Raw genomic sequence first — 18,299 nt, forward strand, 5'->3', positions numbered from 1 at the left:
AGCACAATTTTATCGCCGCAATAAAAAAACACCCCGTAGGGTGTTTTTACATCGGTGCTAGGGTCGATATTAGTTGAACATCGCTGAGATAGACTCTTCATTGCTGATGCGGCGAATCGCTTCAGCCAGCATGCGAGAAAGGCTTAGGCAGGTCACTTTACCGGTCGCTTCCATTTCTTTAGGTAGCGTGATCGAGTCGGTAACGATCACTTGGTCTAGCACTGAGTTACCAATGTTTTGTGCTGCGTTACCAGAGAAAACGGCGTGTGTCGCGTAAGCAAAGACACGTTTCGCGCCGCGCTCTTTTAGCGCTTCTGCTGCTTTACACAGTGTGCCGCCTGTATCGATCATGTCATCGACGATCACGCAGTCGCGACCTTCTACATCACCGATCAGGTTCATCACTTCAGAGACGTTGGCACGCGGACGACGCTTGTCAACGATAGCAATATCGATATCACCCAGTGCTTTTGCTGTCGCGCGAGCGCGAACAACACCGCCAAGGTCTGGAGAAACCACGACAGGGTTCTCTAGGCCGCGAGCCTGCATGTCTTCAAGCAGTACAGGTGTACCGAAGATATTATCAACAGGAACATCGAAGAAGCCTTGGATTTGCTCTGCATGTAGGTCGATAGTTAGAACGCGGTCAACACCGACGTTGGACAGGAAGTCAGCAACAACTTTTGCCGTAATTGGCACGCGAGCAGAACGTACGCGACGGTCTTGGCGAGCGTACCCAAAATAAGGGATAACTGCAGTAATACGGCCCGCTGAAGCGCGGCGCATTGCGTCAATCATCACTACAAGTTCCATTAGGTTGTCGTTGGTCGGTGCGCAGGTAGATTGGATGATGAAAACATCGCTACCACGAACGTTTTCGTTGATTTGTACAGCGACTTCGCCATCAGAAAAACGAGAAACAGTTGCGTCACCAAGGGAGATGTATAGACGATCAGCAATACGTTGGGCTAGTTCAGGTGTAGCGTTACCAGCAAATAGCTTCATATCAGGCACGGTGGAAACCTCAGGGTTGCGTCCAGTTTTAGATAGATTGTGTGTGGGCTAAGCGATACTTAGCCAAAGTCTCGTGTAAAGGCGAAATGTTTTTCCCTTGGGCTACAAAAGCCGAGACGGCGTCAGGTAATTTTTCGAAGACAGATTGTGCCGCATTTTTACTCGAAAATTCGGCAAAAATGCACGATCCAGTCCCGGTCAATCTTGACGGCGCATATTGTAGCAGCCATGAAAGTTGCTTATCAACCTCTGGGTAAAGCATTCGAACAATTTTTTCGCAATCGTTTCCGTAAGGATCGGCGAGAAGGGTTGTCAGCGCTCGCTTTGGCGAATTTCTGCACAAATCTGGATGGGTGAATATATCCACCGTCGCAATGCTCATAGAGGGTTTGATAACTAAGTACCACTTTTCCTCTGGCGATGCCGGCGTCAGCTGCTCACCCACACCCTCAGCAAAGGCGGCAAAACCTCGGGTGAACACCGGGACATCTGCTCCTAGAGCCAATCCAATCTCGGCGAGAGCATCATCGCTCAGTTCGGTTCGCCATAAGTGATTGAGCGCGACAAGCGTTGTTGCTGCGTTGGAGGAACCGCCGCCAATACCACCGCCCATAGGTAAAATTTTGTTGAGTTCAATATGAGCGCCGAGTGGACATTGACTCGCACTTTTCAGTGCCATTGCCGCTTTCCAGATCAAATTGTCTTCTAGCGCAACGCCCTCGATAGCAGGTGAGAGCGTAATGTTTCCACTGTGATTGGCGGTGATGGTTAACTCATCGCCATAAGCAAGGAATTGAAACAGCGTCTGCAGTTCATGGTAGCCATTGGCTCGTCGGCCTGTGATGTAGAGAAAGAGATTCAGTTTGGCCGGTGAGGGCCATGTGGTGGTTTGGGTAATCATCAGTTCAGTGTCCAGGTCGAAATAATGATGTTGATGGTCGTGTCACCTTGGCGAAGGGCAATGCGTTGTGGTAACGGTGTGGGTAGCCCAGCGACGAGCACATCTTGATACCGTTGGTATTCCAACTGCCAGGTTTGGCCGCTGACCGTTTTGGTTAAGGTAGCGAGCGTGTTGGTCGGGTTGAGTGTGTAATCGTCGGCTTGCGTAGGGCGGCCCAATAGCCAGTCATGGAGATAATCAACGGGAATCGACAGACCCGTTAAGTGTTCAATCAGAGTTTGAGCACTCGGCGCTTGAAAAGTTTGCTCATCCATGGTCTCCACTTTGGCCATGGTGGGCGTGTCTTCTAGCAGTAACACGGTTTGGCCAAGAAAGGTGGTCAGCCTCAGGCGGTTCGATTCACTCGCATGGTGCCACTGGAAATTGAGTGATTGTCTTTGGTCTGGAGCGATATAGCCCAGCTTGCCATTGGCTCGGTATTGCTCGATGGCCGCAAGCTGTTGTTGATGAGTTTGCCACTGCACGTTGGTGGTGCTTTCCATCGTCGCACAGCCATTAAGTAACACGAGCGTCATAAGCGCAAGGATAAGGGGTCGCAAATAGAGCGTCATTGCTGATAATTTGTCCGTTTCTTCTGCTGCCATGGGCATCACTATATCATTGATATCACGAACTCATGAAAACATATCCTCAATGCCCTTTCATTAACTTGGGGCATAAAGTAAAATTCCGTCCTCATTTGTTAACTGCCTGATTCAGAGAACCTTCGAATACATGTCTTTGCTTGCTATAGGTATCAATCACAACACGGCCTCAGTGGAACTGCGCGAAAAAGTTGCCTTTGGACCGGAAAAGCTGCCTGAAGCACTCAAGCAACTGAGCGACAATGCCGCCGTCAATGGCAGCGTGATTGTCTCAACCTGTAACCGAACGGAAGTCTACTGCGATGTCAAACCCTCCGGTAAAAGCAAGCTTATCGAGTGGTTATCTCAGTTTCATCAGGTCAGCCCTGAAGAGTTAAAGCCCAGCTTATACATCCATGAAGAGCAGGCCGCTATTAAGCACCTGATGCGTGTTTCGTGCGGGTTAGACTCGCTTGTTTTGGGCGAGCCGCAAATTCTAGGTCAGGTGAAACAAGCGTATGCCGATTCGCGTGAACACCGCTCGGTGGACAGCGCGATGGAGAAGCTGTTTCAAAAAACCTTTTCCGTTGCCAAGCGCGTGCGCACAGAAACGGACATCGGCGGCCAAGCGGTCTCGGTTGCCTACGCCGCTTGTACGTTGGCGAAGCACATTTTTGAATCGCTTGAAGCCTCCACCGTGCTGTTGGTGGGCGCTGGCGAGACGATTGAACTGGTCGCTAAACACCTCTCTGCCAATGGCTGCAAAAAGATGATCGTGGCTAACCGCACCCGAGAGCGGGCATTGCCACTGGCGCGCGAGTTTGGCGCTGAGATCATCAGTTTGCCGGAAATTCCAGAGCATCTTGGCCGAGCCGACATCGTGATCAGCTCGACGGCTAGTCCGCTACCGATTATCGGCAAAGGCATGGTGGAAAGTGCCATTAAGGCAAGACGTCACCGTCCTATGTTGTTTGTTGATATCGCCGTACCGCGTGATGTTGAATCTCAGGTCGGCGATTTGAGCGATGTGTACCTTTACACCGTCGATGATTTGCAGTCGATCATAGACAGCAACATCGAGCAGCGCAAAGTGGAAGCCATTCAAGCCGAAGCGATTGTTAGCGAAGAGAGCGCGGCGTTTATGTCTTCACTGCGCTCGTTGCAGGCGGTAGATAGCATCCGCGATTATCGCCGCAGCGCGAACGCCATTCGTGAAGAGTTGTTGGCGAAAAGCTTACAAGCACTGGCAACCGGTGCCGATCCTGAAAAACTGCTCCATGAACTCAGCAACAAGTTGACCAACCGATTGATTCACGCTCCGACGCGCGCCATGCAAAGTGCTGCGGAGCAGGGCGAGCCTGCAAAGCTTGCTATCATTAGACAAAGTTTAGGCCTAGACGATAACTAGCGGATTCACTTTGCCGTGCCCGTACGTTATTGATTGTGCCCACTTACCCTATCTTGAGAAATACAGTATGAAACCCTCGATTCTAACTAAGCTAGAAACACTGGTTGAACGTTACGAAGAAGTTCAACACTTACTTGGCGATCCGGATGTGATCGGTAACCAAGATAAATTCCGTGCTCTGTCTAAAGAGTACTCGCAACTTGAAGAAGTCACTCAGTGTTTCCAAGCTTACCAACAAGCTCAAGAAGACTTAGTCGCGGCGCAAGATATGGCCAATGAAGACGACGAAGAGATGCGTGAAATGGCGCAAGAAGAGATTTCAGCGGCCAAAGACGCGATTGAGCGTCTGGAAGCGGAGCTTCAGATTTTACTGCTGCCAAAAGATCCTAATGACGATCGCAACTGTTTCCTTGAGATTCGTGCGGGTGCGGGCGGTGACGAAGCGGGCATTTTTGCTGGTGATCTGTTCCGTATGTACAGCAAATTTGCTGAAAAGAAAGGTTGGCGCATCGAAGTGATGTCTGCCAGTGAAGCCGAGCATGGTGGTTACAAAGAGATGATTGCCAAAGTGAGCGGTGAAGGCGCTTACGGCATCTTGAAATTTGAGTCAGGCGGTCATCGCGTGCAGCGCGTACCGGCAACCGAGTCGCAAGGTCGTGTGCATACCTCAGCATGTACCGTCGCGGTGATGGCGGAAATTCCAGAAGCGGAAATTCCTGAAATCAAAGCGACAGATCTGAAAATTGATACCTTCCGAGCGTCAGGTGCCGGTGGTCAGCACGTTAACACCACGGACTCGGCGATTCGTATTACCCACTTACCAACAGGCACGGTAGTCGAGTGTCAGGACGAGCGTTCTCAACACAAAAACAAAGCGAAAGCGATGGCGGTGTTGGCGGCGCGCATCATTCAAGCGGAAGAGGCAAAACGTGCGGCTGAAGTGTCAGACACTCGTCGCAACCTGTTGGGTTCAGGGGATCGAAGCGATCGCATTCGTACCTACAACTATCCACAAGGCCGCGTTTCTGATCACCGTATTAACCTGACCATTTACCGTTTGAACGAAGTGATGGAAGGGGATTTGGTGAGCTTGGTTGACCCAGTGATCCAAGAGCACCAAGCGGATCAGTTAGCCGCATTAGCTGAAAACCATTAATGGCATTCCGTTACTACGGAATGGAGATGAGCTTGATATGACGATCACCACGGTGGAACAAGCGCTTGCGCGAGCGACGCAGCAACTTGAGCAAAGCGGCAGTGAGTCGCCAGCGCTTGATGCGGCGGTACTGCTTTGCCACGCGTTGGAGAAACCGCGTTCCTTTTTGTTCACTTGGCCAGAAAAAACACTCGACGACGCGCAGCTTGCCGCTTTAGATGCACTATTAGTGCGCCGCTGCGCGGGAGAGCCTGTGGCGTATATTTTGGGTGAAAGAGAGTTTTGGTCTCTGCCACTACTGGTGTCGCCATCGACCTTGATCCCACGGCCTGATACTGAGCGTTTAGTCGAAATTGCGCTCGATAAAGCGCCAGACATTGAAGGGCCGATTCTGGACTTGGGCACAGGAACGGGCGCCATTGCCTTGGCGCTAGCCAGTGAGTGCCCTCAGCGTAAGGTAATCGGGGTTGACCTCAAGGATGACGCACGCGACTTAGCCACTCGCAACGCAGAGCGTCTTGGCATCACCAATGTTGCGTTCTTAGCGGGCAGTTGGTTCGAACCTATTGAAGCTGGTACGCAGTTTGCTTTGATTGTGTCTAATCCGCCTTATATCGAAGAGAGTGACCCACATTTGACGCAAGGTGATGTGCGGTTTGAGCCTTTGAGTGCGCTAGTGGCTGAGGATGAAGGCCTCGCAGACATCAAATGGATCACGAGAGCGGCGCGCGAGTATTTGCTGCCGAATGGCTGGTTGATGTTTGAGCATGGGTTTGAACAAGGTAAGGCGGTGCGAGAGATTCTACAAGCCAATGGCTATCGCCAAATCGACACCCTCAAGGATTACGGCGGTAACGATCGAGTAACCATAGGTTGCCACGTTGCTGACTCATAGAGATAAAAAATAGAGAAGAGAACATGTACGAAGGATTAAAGCATTTTCACCTATTGACCATTGCCATCAGCGCCACGCTGCTTTCGGTACGATTTGCACTGATGATGGCCAACTCAAAGCTACTCGAGAACAAGTTTCTCAAAGTGTTTCCTCACATTAATGACACCTTCTTGCTGTTGTCAGGTATTTATCTGATTGTCATCACGGGCTTCATTCCGTTCACACCAGCGGCCCCATGGTTAACAGAAAAGTTAACCTGCGTGCTGGCGTACATTGCCCTTGGTTTTTTCGCCTTGAAACTGGGCCGAAACAAACTGCTGCGCACGTTCTCCTTTTTTGGCGCGCTCGGGTGGTTGGCGATGGCGGGCAAAGTCGCCGTCACCAAAACGCCGATGTTTTTTGGTTAATCAACCAGAACGAGAAAAACACTAAGATAGACAACAAAACAGGTGGTTAGGCGAGATATGCTGGAGTTATTTGACGAAGATTTTGATGCAATGGAGCTGGTAGAAGGCGCTTTGGCATTGAATAAAGCCATCAATTCAGACACTCAAGTGGCGTGGGCAGAGGCAGAATTACTTCGTTTGGTCAAAGAGGCTGAGCTGGCGCTAAGCCACGAGTATGATGAGAAGCAACGTTTTGATGCGTTGTTGCGACTTTTCTACCATGAGTGGGGATTTCGCGGTGATCAAGATGCCTACTTCGACTCCGCTAATGCTTTTGTCGATAAAGTGCTAAAGCGGCGCAAGGGGATTCCGGTGAGTTTAGGCTCGCTGCTGCTTTATCTTGGCCGTCAACTGGACTTTCCTCTTAAGGCCGTCACGTTTCCTACCCAGTTTTTGCTCAAACTGGAGTGGTTTGGTGAGCCGGCACGTTATATCAATCCTTTTAACGGCGAGTACGTGTGTGAGCACACGTTGGGCGCTTGGTTGATAGGGCACAGCGGTCCGCTCGCGACACTCAAATCTGAACACCTTAATGAAGCGGACAATCCAACCGTGATTGGTCGCTGGCTAGCATTGATTAAATCGGCGCTGCTGCGTGAAGAGCGCTACACTTTAGCGTTAAAATGTACCGACTTGGCGCTGACGTTTGTCCCGGATGACCCTTATGAGATCCGCGACCGTGGTTTTATCTATCAGCAGCTTGATTGTCATCAAATTGCACTCAATGATTATCAATATTTTATTGACCAATGCCCTGATGACCCTGCGTCTGAGCTGCTCAAGAGTCAAGTCAACGCGATGAGCGATACGCGCGTCACTTTACACTAGCGCTAGGCGGTGTTTGCCGCCAACGCACACAAACCACTGTGGTTGTTAAGCGCAGTGACTAAATAAAGAGAGAACAAAATGGAACAGAAAATCGTTCAGGTTGGCGATATCCCCGTTGCCAACGACAAGCCGTTTACCCTATTTGCGGGCATGAATGTGCTCGAGTCGCGCGATCTTGCGATGCAAATCTGTGAGCACTACGTGAAGGTTACTGACAAACTCGGTATTCCTTACGTATTTAAAGCCTCTTTTGATAAGGCCAATCGAAGCTCGGTACACTCTTACCGTGGTCCAGGTCTAGAAGAGGGCATGAAGATTTTCCAAGAACTCAAAGAGACATTTGGCGTAAAAATTATCACGGATGTCCACACTGAAGCGCAAGCTCAGCCTGTTGCCGATGTGGTTGATGTTATTCAGTTGCCTGCGTTTCTTGCGCGTCAAACCGATCTCGTGCAAGCGATGGCGAAAACGGGCGCTGTCATCAATGTCAAGAAACCGCAATTCATGAGTCCAGGTCAAGTGGGCAATATCGTCGAGAAATTTGCTGAGTGTGGCAATGAGCAGGTGATTTTGTGTGAGCGTGGCTCTTGCCATGGCTACGACAACTTGGTGGTGGATATGTTGGGCTTTGGCGTTATGAAAAAAGCCTCCAACGGTAGCCCGATTATTTTCGATGTGACCCATTCATTACAGATGCGTGACCCGTCTGGCGCGGCATCTGGTGGTCGTCGTGAGCAAACGGTCGAGCTTGCGAAAGCCGGCCTTGCAACCGGTATCGCCGGTTTGTTTATCGAGGCTCACCCTGATCCAGATAAGGCGCGTTGCGACGGTCCTTCTGCACTGCCGCTAGATAAACTGGAGCCTTTCTTGGCGCAAATGAAAGCCCTTGATGATTTGATTAAGGGTTTTGCGCCGATCGACATTAAATAGTCTGTCGCGAAAAACATCGATTAAGCCAGCATTTGCTGGCTTTTTTCGTTTATGGGCGGTGAACGTTGGACAATGGGTGCAAAACTGTTGGTTAAACGCTCTCTGTCGCAAAATCAAGCTTGGGAGACCATCAATAAGCTAAACGTTTGCTTGTGATCGCTTGGTGCGGTCAATGAAAACTCTGTGGTTTGTTTCATTCTTTCAAGCGAAATAAAGTGATCTATACATCATAAATATGAAAACAGACTGTTGCGCAAAAACCCTTAATTTAAACTAGTTCAAGTTTTACTGTTCTCAGAGCCGTTTTTTGACTCCGTTTAACTCGTTGAGAGCACAGTAATTTCGGCAGTGGAAACCCCCAAGTTCAAAAGGTATGACAATGAAGCAACGCCTGATCGTAAAAAGCGCTATAAGCGCAGCAATTCTGGCAACTCTGGCTGGCTGTGCCACCGCACCGCAGCACGAGTGGGAAGCAGACACAACGTACAAGCTCACCGTCCTTCACACCAATGACCACCACGGTCGTTTTTGGCAGAACAAATACGGCGAGTATGGGATGGCCGCGCGTAAAACTCTGATCGATGAGTTGCGTGCCGATATCACCGCACAAGGCGGCAGTGTGTTGCTGTTGTCTGGTGGTGACATCAACACTGGCGTGCCAGAATCTGACTTGCAAGACGCGGAACCTGATTTCAAGGGCATGAGCAAAATCGGCTATGATGCGATGGCGCTCGGTAACCACGAGTTTGATAACCCACTTGAGGTGTTGTTCAAGCAAAAAGAGTGGGCCAACTTCCCAATGCTGTCCGCTAACATCTACGACAAAGCAACGGGCGAGCGTATGTTCCAGGCATACCAGATGTTCAATAAGCAAGGTATTAAGATTGCCGTCATCGGTTTAACCACCGAAGATACGGCGAAAATCGGTAACCCAGAGTTTATTGGTGGCATCGATTTCCGCGACCCGAAAGAAGAAGCGAAGAAGCTGATCGCTGAGCTACAAGAAACAGAAAAGCCAGATCTGATTTTTGCTGTGACTCACATGGGCCACTACGAAGATGGTAAGCGTGGCGTGAACGCACCGGGTGATGTGGCTTTGGCTCGTTACCTAGATGAAGGTTCTCTGGATATGATTGTAGGTGGTCACTCCCAAGAGCCAGTCTGTATGGAAGCGCCAAATGTCGTGAAGAAAAACTTCGCGCCATCGGATGAGTGTAAACCGGACATGCAAAACGGCACTTACATCGTCCAAGCGCACGAATGGGGCAAATACGTCGGTCGCGCGGACTATGAGTTCCGTAACGGTGAACTGCAGATGGTCAGCTACGACCTGATTCCAGTCAACTTGAAGAAAAAAGTCAAAGTGGATGGCGAATCAAAACGCGTCTTTATCGAAGACGAGATTGCCGAAGACAGCGAACTGCTCGAGTTTTTGCGTCCTTACCAAGAGCAAGGTCAAGCTCAGTTGAATGTGAAGATCGCAGAGACCAATGGCAAGCTGGAAGGGGATCGTAATGTGGTTCGTTTCCAACAGACCAACTTAGGCCGTTTGATCGCGACCTCGCACATGCAACGTGCCAAAGCGGATTTTGCTGTGATGAACTCAGGTGGCGTGCGTGACTCGATTGAAGGCGGTGACGTGACCTACAAAGACGTGCTAACGGTTCAGCCGTTTGCCAACATTTTGACCTACACCGATATGTCTGGCCAAGAAGTGTTGGATTACCTCAACGTTGTGGCGACCAAGCCAGTGGATTCTGGCGCTTACGCTCAGTTTGCAGGTATTTCAATGACGGTGGAAAACGGTGAAGTGTCAAACGTGTTTATCGGTGGCAAACAGCTGCGTCTTGACGGCACTTACCGCTTCACAGTACCAAGTTACAACGCTGCAGGGGGCGATGGCTATCCTAAGCTGACGGACCACCCAGGTCACGTCAACACGGGCTTCGTTGATGCAGAAGTACTCAAAGACTACCTAGAGGCGAACAGCCCAGTAGATGTAAACCAATACGCACCAGCAGGTGAGATGGTCTACAAGTAATTGACCTAACGAGCTAAATCTTATTAACTGAATGCGCAGCCTAGAGCTGCGCTTTTTTTATTCTCGGAGTGTGTATGACCCCAGCCATCAATCTTGCTAAAAAACACAAAATTCCTCATCAAATACACCAGTATCAGCACGACGCGCGCGCCGAGAGTTACGGGCTCGAAGCCGCACAAGCATTAGGGCAAGATCCCAATAGCGTGTTTAAAACTCTACTGTTTTCACTCAATGGTGAGGCGAAAAACCTCGCTGTCGCTGTGATACCTGTTAACCAAAAACTCAATTTGAAGCAGGCGGCAAAAGCGGCAAAGGCTAAAAAAGCAGAGATGGCCGATCCGGCTATTGCGCAAACAGTGACTGGGTATATTGTGGGCGGAATCAGCCCGCTCGGGCAAAAGAAGCGATTGGCGACGTTTATCCATCAAAGTGCGTTGGAGCGTGAAACGATCTGTGTCAGTGCAGGTAAGCGAGGGTTGGAAATCGAATTGGCGGCGCAAGATTTGGCAAAGCTGACCCAGGGCCAGTTTGCCAATCTTTGTGAAGGCTGAGCGTGGATTAGCGCGCTTCTTCCTCTTCCATTTGTGCGTTGTCGACGACGTGGTTTTCACCCAGATCTTTTGGAAGAACCAGATTTAGCACAATCGCGACGATACCACACAGGCTCACGCCTTGGAGACTGAACTCACCGATGCCAAACGCCATACCACCAATACCAAAGACTAAGGTAATGGCAACGATGACAAGGTTACGAGACTTGTGCAAATCGACGTGATTTTTGATTAAGGTGTTCAATCCCACGGTCGCAATTGAGCCAAACAACAGAATCATGATACCGCCCATCACTGGCATAGGGATGGTTTGCAGTGCAGCGCCAAGCTTGCCGACCAACGCAAGGACAATAGCCGTCACCGCAGCGTAAGTCATGATCACAGGATTGAAGGCTTTGGTCAGCATGACTGCACCTGTCACCTCAGAGTAGGTGGTGTTGGGTGGCGCACCAAACAGTGATGCCGCCATCGTCGCGACCCCGTCCCCTGCAATCGTGCGATGAAGGCCGGGCTTTTTCAGGTAGTCTTTTCCGGTGACGTTTGAAATGGCCAGCATGTCCCCAACGTGCTCCACCGCTGGCGCGATGGCAACGGGAATCATAAATAGAATGGCGTTAATGTTAAATTCAGGCGCCGTGAAGTTTGGTAGCGCAAACCAGGACGCTTCTTTGACCGGCGTGAAATCGACAATGCCGTAGCCCAAGCTCAGGCAGTATCCCACCACAATGCCCCCCAAAATAGGGGTGAGCTTGAGGAAGCCTTTGGCGAAGACACTCAGTAGAATCGTGGTGAGCAGTGAAACAGAAGAGATCACTAGCGCCGCTTGTCCATCAATCAGTTGCGTGCCATCGCCCCCTTTACCCAGTGCCATATTGACGGCGACGGGCGCCAATCCAAGACCAATCACCATAATGACCGGCCCAACCACAACGGGAGGCAGCAATTTATGGATAATCTCAACCCCACGAAGTTTGATTAGACCACCCAGTGCGACATACACCAAGCCAGCGGCCATCAAACCACCCATAGTGGCTGGTACACCCCAGGTTTGTACTCCGTAAAGGATAGGGGCGATAAAAGCGAAGGAGGAGGCGAGGAAGATGGGAACAGAGCGGCGAGTCATTAATTGAAAGAGTAAGGTACCAAGGCCAGCACCGAAGAGGGCAACGCTAGGGTCGAGTCCCGTCAGCAGCGGGACGAGAACCAGGGCCCCAAACGCAACAAACAGCATTTGTGCGCCTTGAATGGCATTTTTCATGTCGTCATTCCTTTGTAAAGCGGATAGTTTCGGTCTAGTACATAGCGATAGAGCATGGGTACTAAAAATAAAATCGCGAGATTTTAACATTAAAGCAAACGATTGCAATCTGAGCTTGATCAAATATTGCTCGTTTGAATAGGCAGGTGAACTGTGTTTACTCGGTGCTTTGCTATTTTAATCCGTGCGTTGCTGTTTCACTCCGAGAGTGGCTACGAGGAGAGTGTTAGCCATATCGCGCTTGCTGCTGCCAACCGACCGGGAAAGTTGCCCCGCAGCGGATAGTTGCTTATCATCGCTGTTTGTGAATTTGATTAGATGTAGGAAATGTATGCGCCGTTTAGCTTTACTCGCGCTCGGACTGATGGGTTTGCCAGCGATGGCCTTGACCAATGTGGATCTTTACCGAGCTGAAATCGTCATCGATCAAAGCGAGAATAACGCCGATACCCGAGCTCGTGAAGCAGGGATGAAGCAAGTCATCATTCGCGCGTCTGGCGATCCGCAAGCTGCGGATAACGAAGTTGTCAAGAAGGCTCTCTCTCAGAGCGCTCAGTACGTTTCTCAACTCGGCTACGGCAAAATCGGTGAGGAGACCTCACTGCGCATGTCGTTTAGCGGCCCTCATATTCGTTCTCTACTCAGTCAAGCGCAATTGCCGCTTTGGCCAGCAACACGTGCGAACGTTTTAGTCTGGATGGTGGAAGAGACATCCTACGATCGCACCATCATCTGGGAGCACTCTCGCTCTGAGACACTGGTCAACTTGCAGCAGCAAGCGCGAGAGCGAGGCTTGCCTGTTACGGTACCGGTTGGCGATTTTGATGACGTTACCGGAGTGGCTGTCTCAGACTTGTGGGGCGGCTTTATTCAGCCAGTGGGTCAAGCGAGTCAGCGCTACCCAGTTGATGCTGTCTTAGTGGTGAAAGTGCAAGGCGAATCACTACGTTGGACGTTATACGATCAAAAGCCAGCGACCATAGGGGTGACTCGTCAAGCACCGATTAGCGGCGCCAATAATGGTGCAGATGCGGCGAATAAAATGATCAACCAAATCAGCGACTACTACGCGAAAAAGAGTGCGGTGCTGGTGGCGAGTGAGTCTTCTGAGTCCGTGAAAGCACGCTTTATTGAACTCAATGACGCGATGGGCTTTTTCCAACTTGAGAATAAACTCAAGGCACTGAGCTCAGTCGCCTCGTTAGACATCATCAAAATTCAAGGCAATCAGGTGACCTTTGATGTCCACTTGCTTGCCAGTGTTGAAGAGTTTGAGCAGCAGGTCTCTGCACTCGAAGTGACGCAACTGGAGACTCAGTTTATTCAAACTGAACCCGAGGTAGGGGAGCTCACGCCAACGTTGCCAGTGCAAGGCAGCGATGAGCTCAATCAGCCTAGCGATACGATGACGGCCGATTCAACTCTGGTGGAGACAGAGAGCTCGCTGGCGGCTTCAGCCCCGCTTATTCAGACTGAAACGGTGCTGCTTTTCCAGTGGCAAGGTAAACCGTATCAACCTGAGCCGCTACTGATCCAGCCAGACAGTGACGTCTCTGCCAACGAAGCTGTGGCAGAGACTGAAGGTGTGGAGATGGAACCTATTGAGGTAGTAGAGTAAACCACATCAAGATTTGAGATGAGAAAGGGGCTGGATGATCCGCCCCTTTTGTCGTTTTTACCCGGAATATAAGTGTGAGTTGGCTAGATGGGTGACCATCAACGTGACCTTATCCCTCGGACTTATCTTCAGCGCCGAACTTAGCACGCTCTTCTTTTTCCACTTTGGACAATCTTTTTAGTTTCATGCCCAACTCTTGTCCCCGTGCTCGTGCATAAAGAATGTTGCCAGCAAACGCGAGACTGGTGAGTAGCAGTTCAACCAGTGCTAAATAACGTTCGCCGTCGTCAATCCAAAGGATGGTCAAAGCGTGCAGGAAGTAGAGCATTAAAACAAAGTTTGCCCATGCGTGTGTATACGGTTTGCCGGCCAAAATCCCGGGCATAGGCAGCAGCAGTGGGATAGCCCAAGCAATCGCGAGTGTGGTGCTGTTGAGGTGAGGGTGAGGCGATAACGATAATTGCCACAGTCCAATCCAAGCGAGCAGCGCCAGATTGCCAAGCAGCGCCATGAAACGGTATCGTTTTGTGGTCGCTTGCATCTCTTGCATGGTTAGAGTTCCTTTAATTGACGTGCGCAGCGGGCCAGACGTTTGCCGACTTGCTGAGCTAATGCTATTTCGTCTTGCGACAAGGTGCGTGGTTGATGTGTCGTGACCGCACTGGCGCCATAAGGCGTGCCTCCAGAGCGTGTGGCATGCAGAGCTGGCTCAGAATAAGGAATCCCCAAAATCAACATCCCGTGGTGCAGTAGCGGCAACATCATAGACTGCAAGGTGGTTTCTTGGCCGCCGTGCATGGATGAGGATGCGGTGAAGACACAAGCGGGCTTATCAATCAGATCGCCCGCTAGCCATAATGGTGTCGTTTTATCCCAAAAGTGCTTTAACGCGCCAGCCATATTGCCAAACCATACAGGGCTGCCCATCGCCAGCCCCGCGCAGTTTTTCAACTCGTCCAGAGTAATAATGGGATCGAGGGGATCATCGCCGCTCTCTATTTCGTTGACGGTGCGAAGCAACGCTTCACAACCGTCAATCGACTCAATGCCTCGCGCAATCTGCTGTGCGAGAGAGCGGGTTGCACCGTGTCGACTGTAGTAGAGGACAATCAGGCGGCAGCTCATAGTAGCTCAAGCACCTGCTCTGGTGGTCGGCCATGTTTGGCATGACCTTTGTTGACAACAATTGGTCGCTCAATCAACTTCGGATGTTCCGCCATTGCGCGAAACAGGGTTTCATCGTCGGCATCGGCCAGTTGCAGCTCTTTGTAAATCTCTTCTTTGGTGCGCATCATGTCACGAACTTCAGAGAAGCCGAGTTGGCTAAAGAGCGTCTTGAGTTCATCGACATTTGGGGTTTGCTCAAGATATTTGACGATGTGTGGCTCAACACCGTTTTCTTTCAATAGCGCCAGTGTTTGACGGCTTTTTGAGCAGCGAGGGTTGTGATAAATCACGACAGACATAGTCTTTCTCCATTATTGTTATCGTTAGATCTTGTGTTATTGCAGCGCCATAAAGCGATCACGCTGAATCATGAGTTGGTCAATGCGTGCATCGTATCGCGCCTGTTTTAGGCTGCCAAGGTCAGCGAGTTGGCTGGCTTGAGTGTAATACTGAATCGCTTTGTTCCAGTTGGCTTTCAACGCCAAAATCTCCGCACGCGCGGCCAAATCTTCGTCACTGTACCCTAAGTGAATGCTGGCTTCCGAGAGCAAGTGCCATCCGTTGACATCATTTGGGTTGTCGTGGGTATAGCGCTGCAAGACTTTGGACGCGTCTTGATTCTTATCCATTTGCATCAAGACGTTGGCGTAGTTGATGGTCAGGACGGGGTTGTTTGGCGTTGCTTTCAGAGCTTGCTCTAACAGCGTTTTGGCTTTCTCGGGTGTTTTTTGCGCGATATAGAGATCGCTCATCGCATCGAGATAAAAATGATTGTTCGGCTGCTGCTTGTAGAGTTCATGCAGGGTTTTGCTCGCTTCGTCGAGTTGGTTGTTGTCCATTTGTACCAGGGCTCGACCGTATTGGAATGCGCGTTTAATCTCGGGCTCTGCTTTTGCTTCGGTGCGCTCAAACCAATCGAGTGCCGCTTTCGAACTGATACCCGCATAGCGGGCGACGATACGCGCACGCGCTAAATGATAATCGAGCGACGAATCGACCCGTCTTGCCGGATAGTTTTGTGCACGAGCTCGGCTATCGGTGATGCGATCTTCAGGTAAAGGGTGAGTGAGCAGCATTGGCGGTGGCGTACTCGCGTAACGGTACTCATCCGCTAGGCGACTGAAAAAGCGTGGCATGGCGTTGACGTCAAATCCCGCTTTCGCCAGAGTGGCGATGCCAAAGCGATCCGCTTCTTTTTCGTTCGAACGTGTGTAGTTGATTTGGCCCTGCATGCTGCCTGCCGTTGTCGCCGTAATGGCCGCAATTCCTGCCTCTGGTGCCGCAATTGCAAGTAGAAGGGCACCCGCGAGAGCTGCCATGGTGGCAGGCGAACGTCTGGCTTGATCTTCCATACTGCGCGCTAAGTGACGCTGCGTGACGTGGGCGATTTCGTGCGCCACGACGGAGGCGAGTTCACTTTCACTCTGTGCATGCAAAAATAATCCGCTGTGTAACGCGACGTAACCACCGAAGAAGGCAAAGGCGTTGATGTTGCGGTCGCGGATCATAAAAAAGGTGAAGGGGGTTTTCACATCGTCCGCATTCGCCACCAATCGATGGCCTAAAGCGTCGATATATTCGTTGAGAACTGGGTCATTGACGATCGGCTGGCCGTTTCTCAACATGCGCATGTAGGCGTCGCCGTATTGCAGTTCTTGTGCAATCGTCAAGGTGCCGCTAGCGGCGGTACCAATGTCGGGCAAGTCTATTGTGTTGGCATACACCGGTGTAACAGGGCCGAAGCTGGCGGTAGATGTCCCTAAAACAGTCGCTACACACAAGCAAACGATAGAACGCGTACGTTTAAGCATAAATTTCCTGAAATGCTCCGTGGATATTGTCTCGACAGCAAGCTGAGCTGCACTTACTGCTTGGACACCGAGTTTTGCGGTTGGTTTCGAGTGCAATGTCTCGGTGGTCTCCCTGTGTTACCCGTCATTCTCTTAGTTGGTTGAGGGAGAGTCAAATAGCGGTCAAAGTTTGCCTGGCCGCCTCTATTTACACTGTCTCTTTTAAAAAAACACTATACAATACTTCACGATATAATATGCATCGAGCGGAAGAATGGAACCCAATATTTTGGATCTGCGCCAGGAGCGGTGCCCGATGGCGCTGTTATTAGCCAAACGTTACCTCACATCGCTTCATGAGCAGAGTTCAGCATCACTTCTTACCTCTGACCCGCAATCGCTGAAGGATATTCAGCGTTTTGTTACGGCGAAAGGGTGGCTACATGACTGCCAACCCCAAGAAGGCCACTTTGCTTTGCATGTTACTCTTTGTCTAGATGTCACAAGGGAAAACAGTTAAATGCTCGAAATGATCAATCGCTGGTACAAGCGACGCTTCTCTGATCCTCATGCCGTGAGCCTAGTGGCCATACTGCTCTTTGGTTTTATTACAATCTACTTTTTCGGCAACTTGATTGCGCCTTTGTTGGTGGCGATCGTGTTGGCTTATTTACTTGAATGGCCGGTCAATCAGTTGACCCGAGTTGGGCTGCCCCGCACCTTGTCGGTGGTGGTGGTGATTCTGGGCTTTATCAGCATTATGCTGGTGGCTGTGTTTGGTCTGGTACCGACGATTTGGCAACAGGTCGGCAACCTTATCAATGATATTCCCACCATGTATGTCGGTTTACAAAAAGTCATTGCCGAGTTGCCTAAGCGCTATCCAGAACTTGAGAATTTCCAGATCGTCGAATCTCTGGTGAGCAACACGAAAAATCAAGTGTTGGGTATGGGAGAAAGCGTTGTCAAAGGGTCGTTGGCGTCTTTGGTGAGCTTGGCCACATTGGCTGTGTATTTGGTACTCGTGCCACTGTTGGTGTTTTTCCTATTGAAAGATAAGCAAGAGATGCTAGAGATGGCCAGTGGCGTACTGCCGAGAAATCGTCGTCTCGCCAACAAAGTGTGGCTTGAGATGAATGAGCAGATCTCCAACTACATTCGCGGCAAAGTGATGGAAATCCTGATTGTGGGTGGCGTGAGCTACATTACGTTTGCGATTTTGGATCTGCGTTACGCGGTGTTATTGGCGGTGTCTGTCGGGCTCTCTGTACTCATTCCTTATATTGGCGCGGCTGCCGTTACCTTGCCAGTGGCTATGGTCGGATTGTTCCAATGGGGATTCACACCACAATTCTACTGGCTGCTGTTGGCTTACGGCATAATCCAAGCGTTAGATGGCAATGTGTTGGTTCCGGTTCTGTTTTCTGAAGCGGTCAACTTACATCCGGTGGCGATCATCGTTGCTGTTTTGGTCTTTGGCGGATTGTGGGGTTTTTGGGGCGTCTTTTTTGCAATTCCTCTGGCCACCTTGGTAAAAGCAGTATGGCGTGCTCTTCCGAGTAGTGACGAAGAGAATATTATTTCTTAGTGTCTCATCAGTTGTCGGTGAAATAACGCCGCTAGAGTTAAAGCTCTAGCGGCGTTATTTTTTATGCGCTATTCATATTAGTGGC

General features: G+C 50.4%; 19 protein-coding genes. 11 read left to right on the plus strand and 8 right to left on the minus strand.

The window, feature by feature from the left end:
• Nucleotides 1-69: 69 nt before the first annotated feature.
• From AC6R0R_RS03760 to lolB, 3 genes are read right to left on the minus strand one after another with little or no spacing between them, the layout of a single operon-like run.
• Entirely contained in the window at nucleotides 70-1,014 is a 945-nt protein-coding gene (locus AC6R0R_RS03760) for a ribose-phosphate pyrophosphokinase (protein ID WP_038133791.1), read from the minus strand.
• A gap of 28 nt (nucleotides 1,015-1,042) precedes the next feature.
• Nucleotides 1,043-1,915, minus strand: a complete 873-nt coding sequence (gene ispE / locus AC6R0R_RS03765) for a 4-(cytidine 5'-diphospho)-2-C-methyl-D-erythritol kinase (RefSeq protein ID WP_500625735.1) — start codon at nucleotides 1,913-1,915, stop codon at nucleotides 1,043-1,045.
• Entirely contained in the window at nucleotides 1,915-2,526 is a 612-nt protein-coding gene (lolB, locus tag AC6R0R_RS03770) for a lipoprotein insertase outer membrane protein LolB (RefSeq protein WP_334551489.1), read from the minus strand. Before lolB ends, ispE begins: the two co-directional genes overlap by 1 nt.
• A gap of 163 nt (nucleotides 2,527-2,689) precedes the next feature.
• On the opposite strand from lolB, the gene hemA reads away from it, so the two are divergent.
• The 8 genes from hemA (at nucleotide 2,690) to ybaK (ending at nucleotide 10,793) form a co-directional block, all read left to right on the plus strand.
• Nucleotides 2,690-3,946: a glutamyl-tRNA reductase gene (gene hemA, locus AC6R0R_RS03775; RefSeq protein ID WP_487903619.1), complete on the plus strand. Its 1,257-nt coding sequence runs from the start codon at nucleotides 2,690-2,692 to the stop codon at nucleotides 3,944-3,946.
• A 67-nt stretch (nucleotides 3,947-4,013) separates the two neighbouring features.
• Complete coding sequence (prfA, locus tag AC6R0R_RS03780; RefSeq protein ID WP_500625736.1) at nucleotides 4,014-5,102, plus strand: peptide chain release factor 1; 1,089 nt, start codon at nucleotides 4,014-4,016, stop codon at nucleotides 5,100-5,102.
• 37 nt (nucleotides 5,103-5,139) lie between these two features.
• A complete protein-coding gene (gene prmC / locus AC6R0R_RS03785; RefSeq protein WP_500625737.1) occupies nucleotides 5,140-5,997 on the plus strand; it encodes a peptide chain release factor N(5)-glutamine methyltransferase in 858 nt (285 codons plus the stop codon).
• Between the two features lie 23 nt (nucleotides 5,998-6,020).
• The gene (locus AC6R0R_RS03790) at nucleotides 6,021-6,404 is read left to right on the plus strand and encodes a SirB2 family protein (protein WP_500625738.1); all 384 of its coding nucleotides are present in this window, start codon (nucleotides 6,021-6,023) and stop codon (nucleotides 6,402-6,404) included.
• A 57-nt stretch (nucleotides 6,405-6,461) separates the two neighbouring features.
• Nucleotides 6,462-7,271 (plus strand): SirB1 family protein, encoded by an 810-nt coding sequence (locus AC6R0R_RS03795; protein ID WP_500625739.1) that lies wholly within the window; start codon nucleotides 6,462-6,464, stop codon nucleotides 7,269-7,271.
• Between the two features lie 78 nt (nucleotides 7,272-7,349).
• Nucleotides 7,350-8,201 (plus strand): 3-deoxy-8-phosphooctulonate synthase, encoded by an 852-nt coding sequence (gene kdsA, locus AC6R0R_RS03800; protein ID WP_334551169.1) that lies wholly within the window; start codon nucleotides 7,350-7,352, stop codon nucleotides 8,199-8,201.
• A gap of 379 nt (nucleotides 8,202-8,580) precedes the next feature.
• Nucleotides 8,581-10,242, plus strand: a complete 1,662-nt coding sequence (gene ushA, locus AC6R0R_RS03805; protein WP_334551168.1) for a bifunctional UDP-sugar hydrolase/5'-nucleotidase UshA — start codon at nucleotides 8,581-8,583, stop codon at nucleotides 10,240-10,242.
• Between the two features lie 74 nt (nucleotides 10,243-10,316).
• Nucleotides 10,317-10,793 carry a Cys-tRNA(Pro) deacylase gene (ybaK, locus tag AC6R0R_RS03810; protein WP_334551167.1) on the plus strand — a complete coding sequence of 159 codons (477 nt, stop codon included), beginning with the start codon at nucleotides 10,317-10,319 and terminating at the stop codon, nucleotides 10,791-10,793.
• Between the two features lie 7 nt (nucleotides 10,794-10,800).
• Here ybaK and AC6R0R_RS03815 read toward each other — a convergent pair whose 3' ends face one another.
• Complete coding sequence (locus AC6R0R_RS03815; RefSeq protein WP_500625740.1) at nucleotides 10,801-12,051, minus strand: uracil-xanthine permease family protein; 1,251 nt, start codon at nucleotides 12,049-12,051, stop codon at nucleotides 10,801-10,803.
• Nucleotides 12,052-12,382: 331 nt separating this feature from the next.
• Here AC6R0R_RS03815 and AC6R0R_RS03820 point away from each other — a divergent pair, with 331 nt between their 5' ends.
• Nucleotides 12,383-13,669 (plus strand): DUF2066 domain-containing protein, encoded by a 1,287-nt coding sequence (locus tag AC6R0R_RS03820; RefSeq protein ID WP_500625741.1) that lies wholly within the window; start codon nucleotides 12,383-12,385, stop codon nucleotides 13,667-13,669.
• Between the two features lie 109 nt (nucleotides 13,670-13,778).
• On the opposite strand, the gene AC6R0R_RS03825 is transcribed toward AC6R0R_RS03820, so the two are convergent.
• From AC6R0R_RS03825 to bepA, 4 genes are read right to left on the minus strand one after another with little or no spacing between them, the layout of a single operon-like run.
• Nucleotides 13,779-14,219 (minus strand): DUF2069 domain-containing protein, encoded by a 441-nt coding sequence (locus AC6R0R_RS03825; protein WP_500625742.1) that lies wholly within the window; start codon nucleotides 14,217-14,219, stop codon nucleotides 13,779-13,781.
• A gap of 2 nt (nucleotides 14,220-14,221) precedes the next feature.
• Nucleotides 14,222-14,794 (minus strand): NAD(P)H:quinone oxidoreductase, encoded by a 573-nt coding sequence (wrbA, locus tag AC6R0R_RS03830; protein WP_500625743.1) that lies wholly within the window; start codon nucleotides 14,792-14,794, stop codon nucleotides 14,222-14,224.
• Nucleotides 14,791-15,135, minus strand: a complete 345-nt coding sequence (gene arsC, locus AC6R0R_RS03835; protein ID WP_500625744.1) for an arsenate reductase (glutaredoxin) — start codon at nucleotides 15,133-15,135, stop codon at nucleotides 14,791-14,793. Before arsC ends, wrbA begins: the two co-directional genes overlap by 4 nt.
• Nucleotides 15,136-15,171: 36 nt before the next feature.
• Nucleotides 15,172-16,647, minus strand: coding sequence for a beta-barrel assembly-enhancing protease (gene bepA, locus AC6R0R_RS03840; RefSeq protein ID WP_487903628.1), 1,476 nt, complete (start codon nucleotides 16,645-16,647; stop codon nucleotides 15,172-15,174).
• A gap of 253 nt (nucleotides 16,648-16,900) precedes the next feature.
• On the opposite strand from bepA, the gene AC6R0R_RS03845 reads away from it, so the two are divergent.
• Nucleotides 16,901-17,146: a sulfurtransferase TusA family protein gene (locus tag AC6R0R_RS03845; protein ID WP_500625745.1), complete on the plus strand. Its 246-nt coding sequence runs from the start codon at nucleotides 16,901-16,903 to the stop codon at nucleotides 17,144-17,146.
• Entirely contained in the window at nucleotides 17,147-18,214 is a 1,068-nt protein-coding gene (locus tag AC6R0R_RS03850) for an AI-2E family transporter (RefSeq protein WP_500625746.1), read from the plus strand.
• Nucleotides 18,215-18,299 lie beyond the last annotated feature (85 nt).

Source organism: Vibrio sp. R12-SW3-ISO1, from assembly GCF_059834005.1.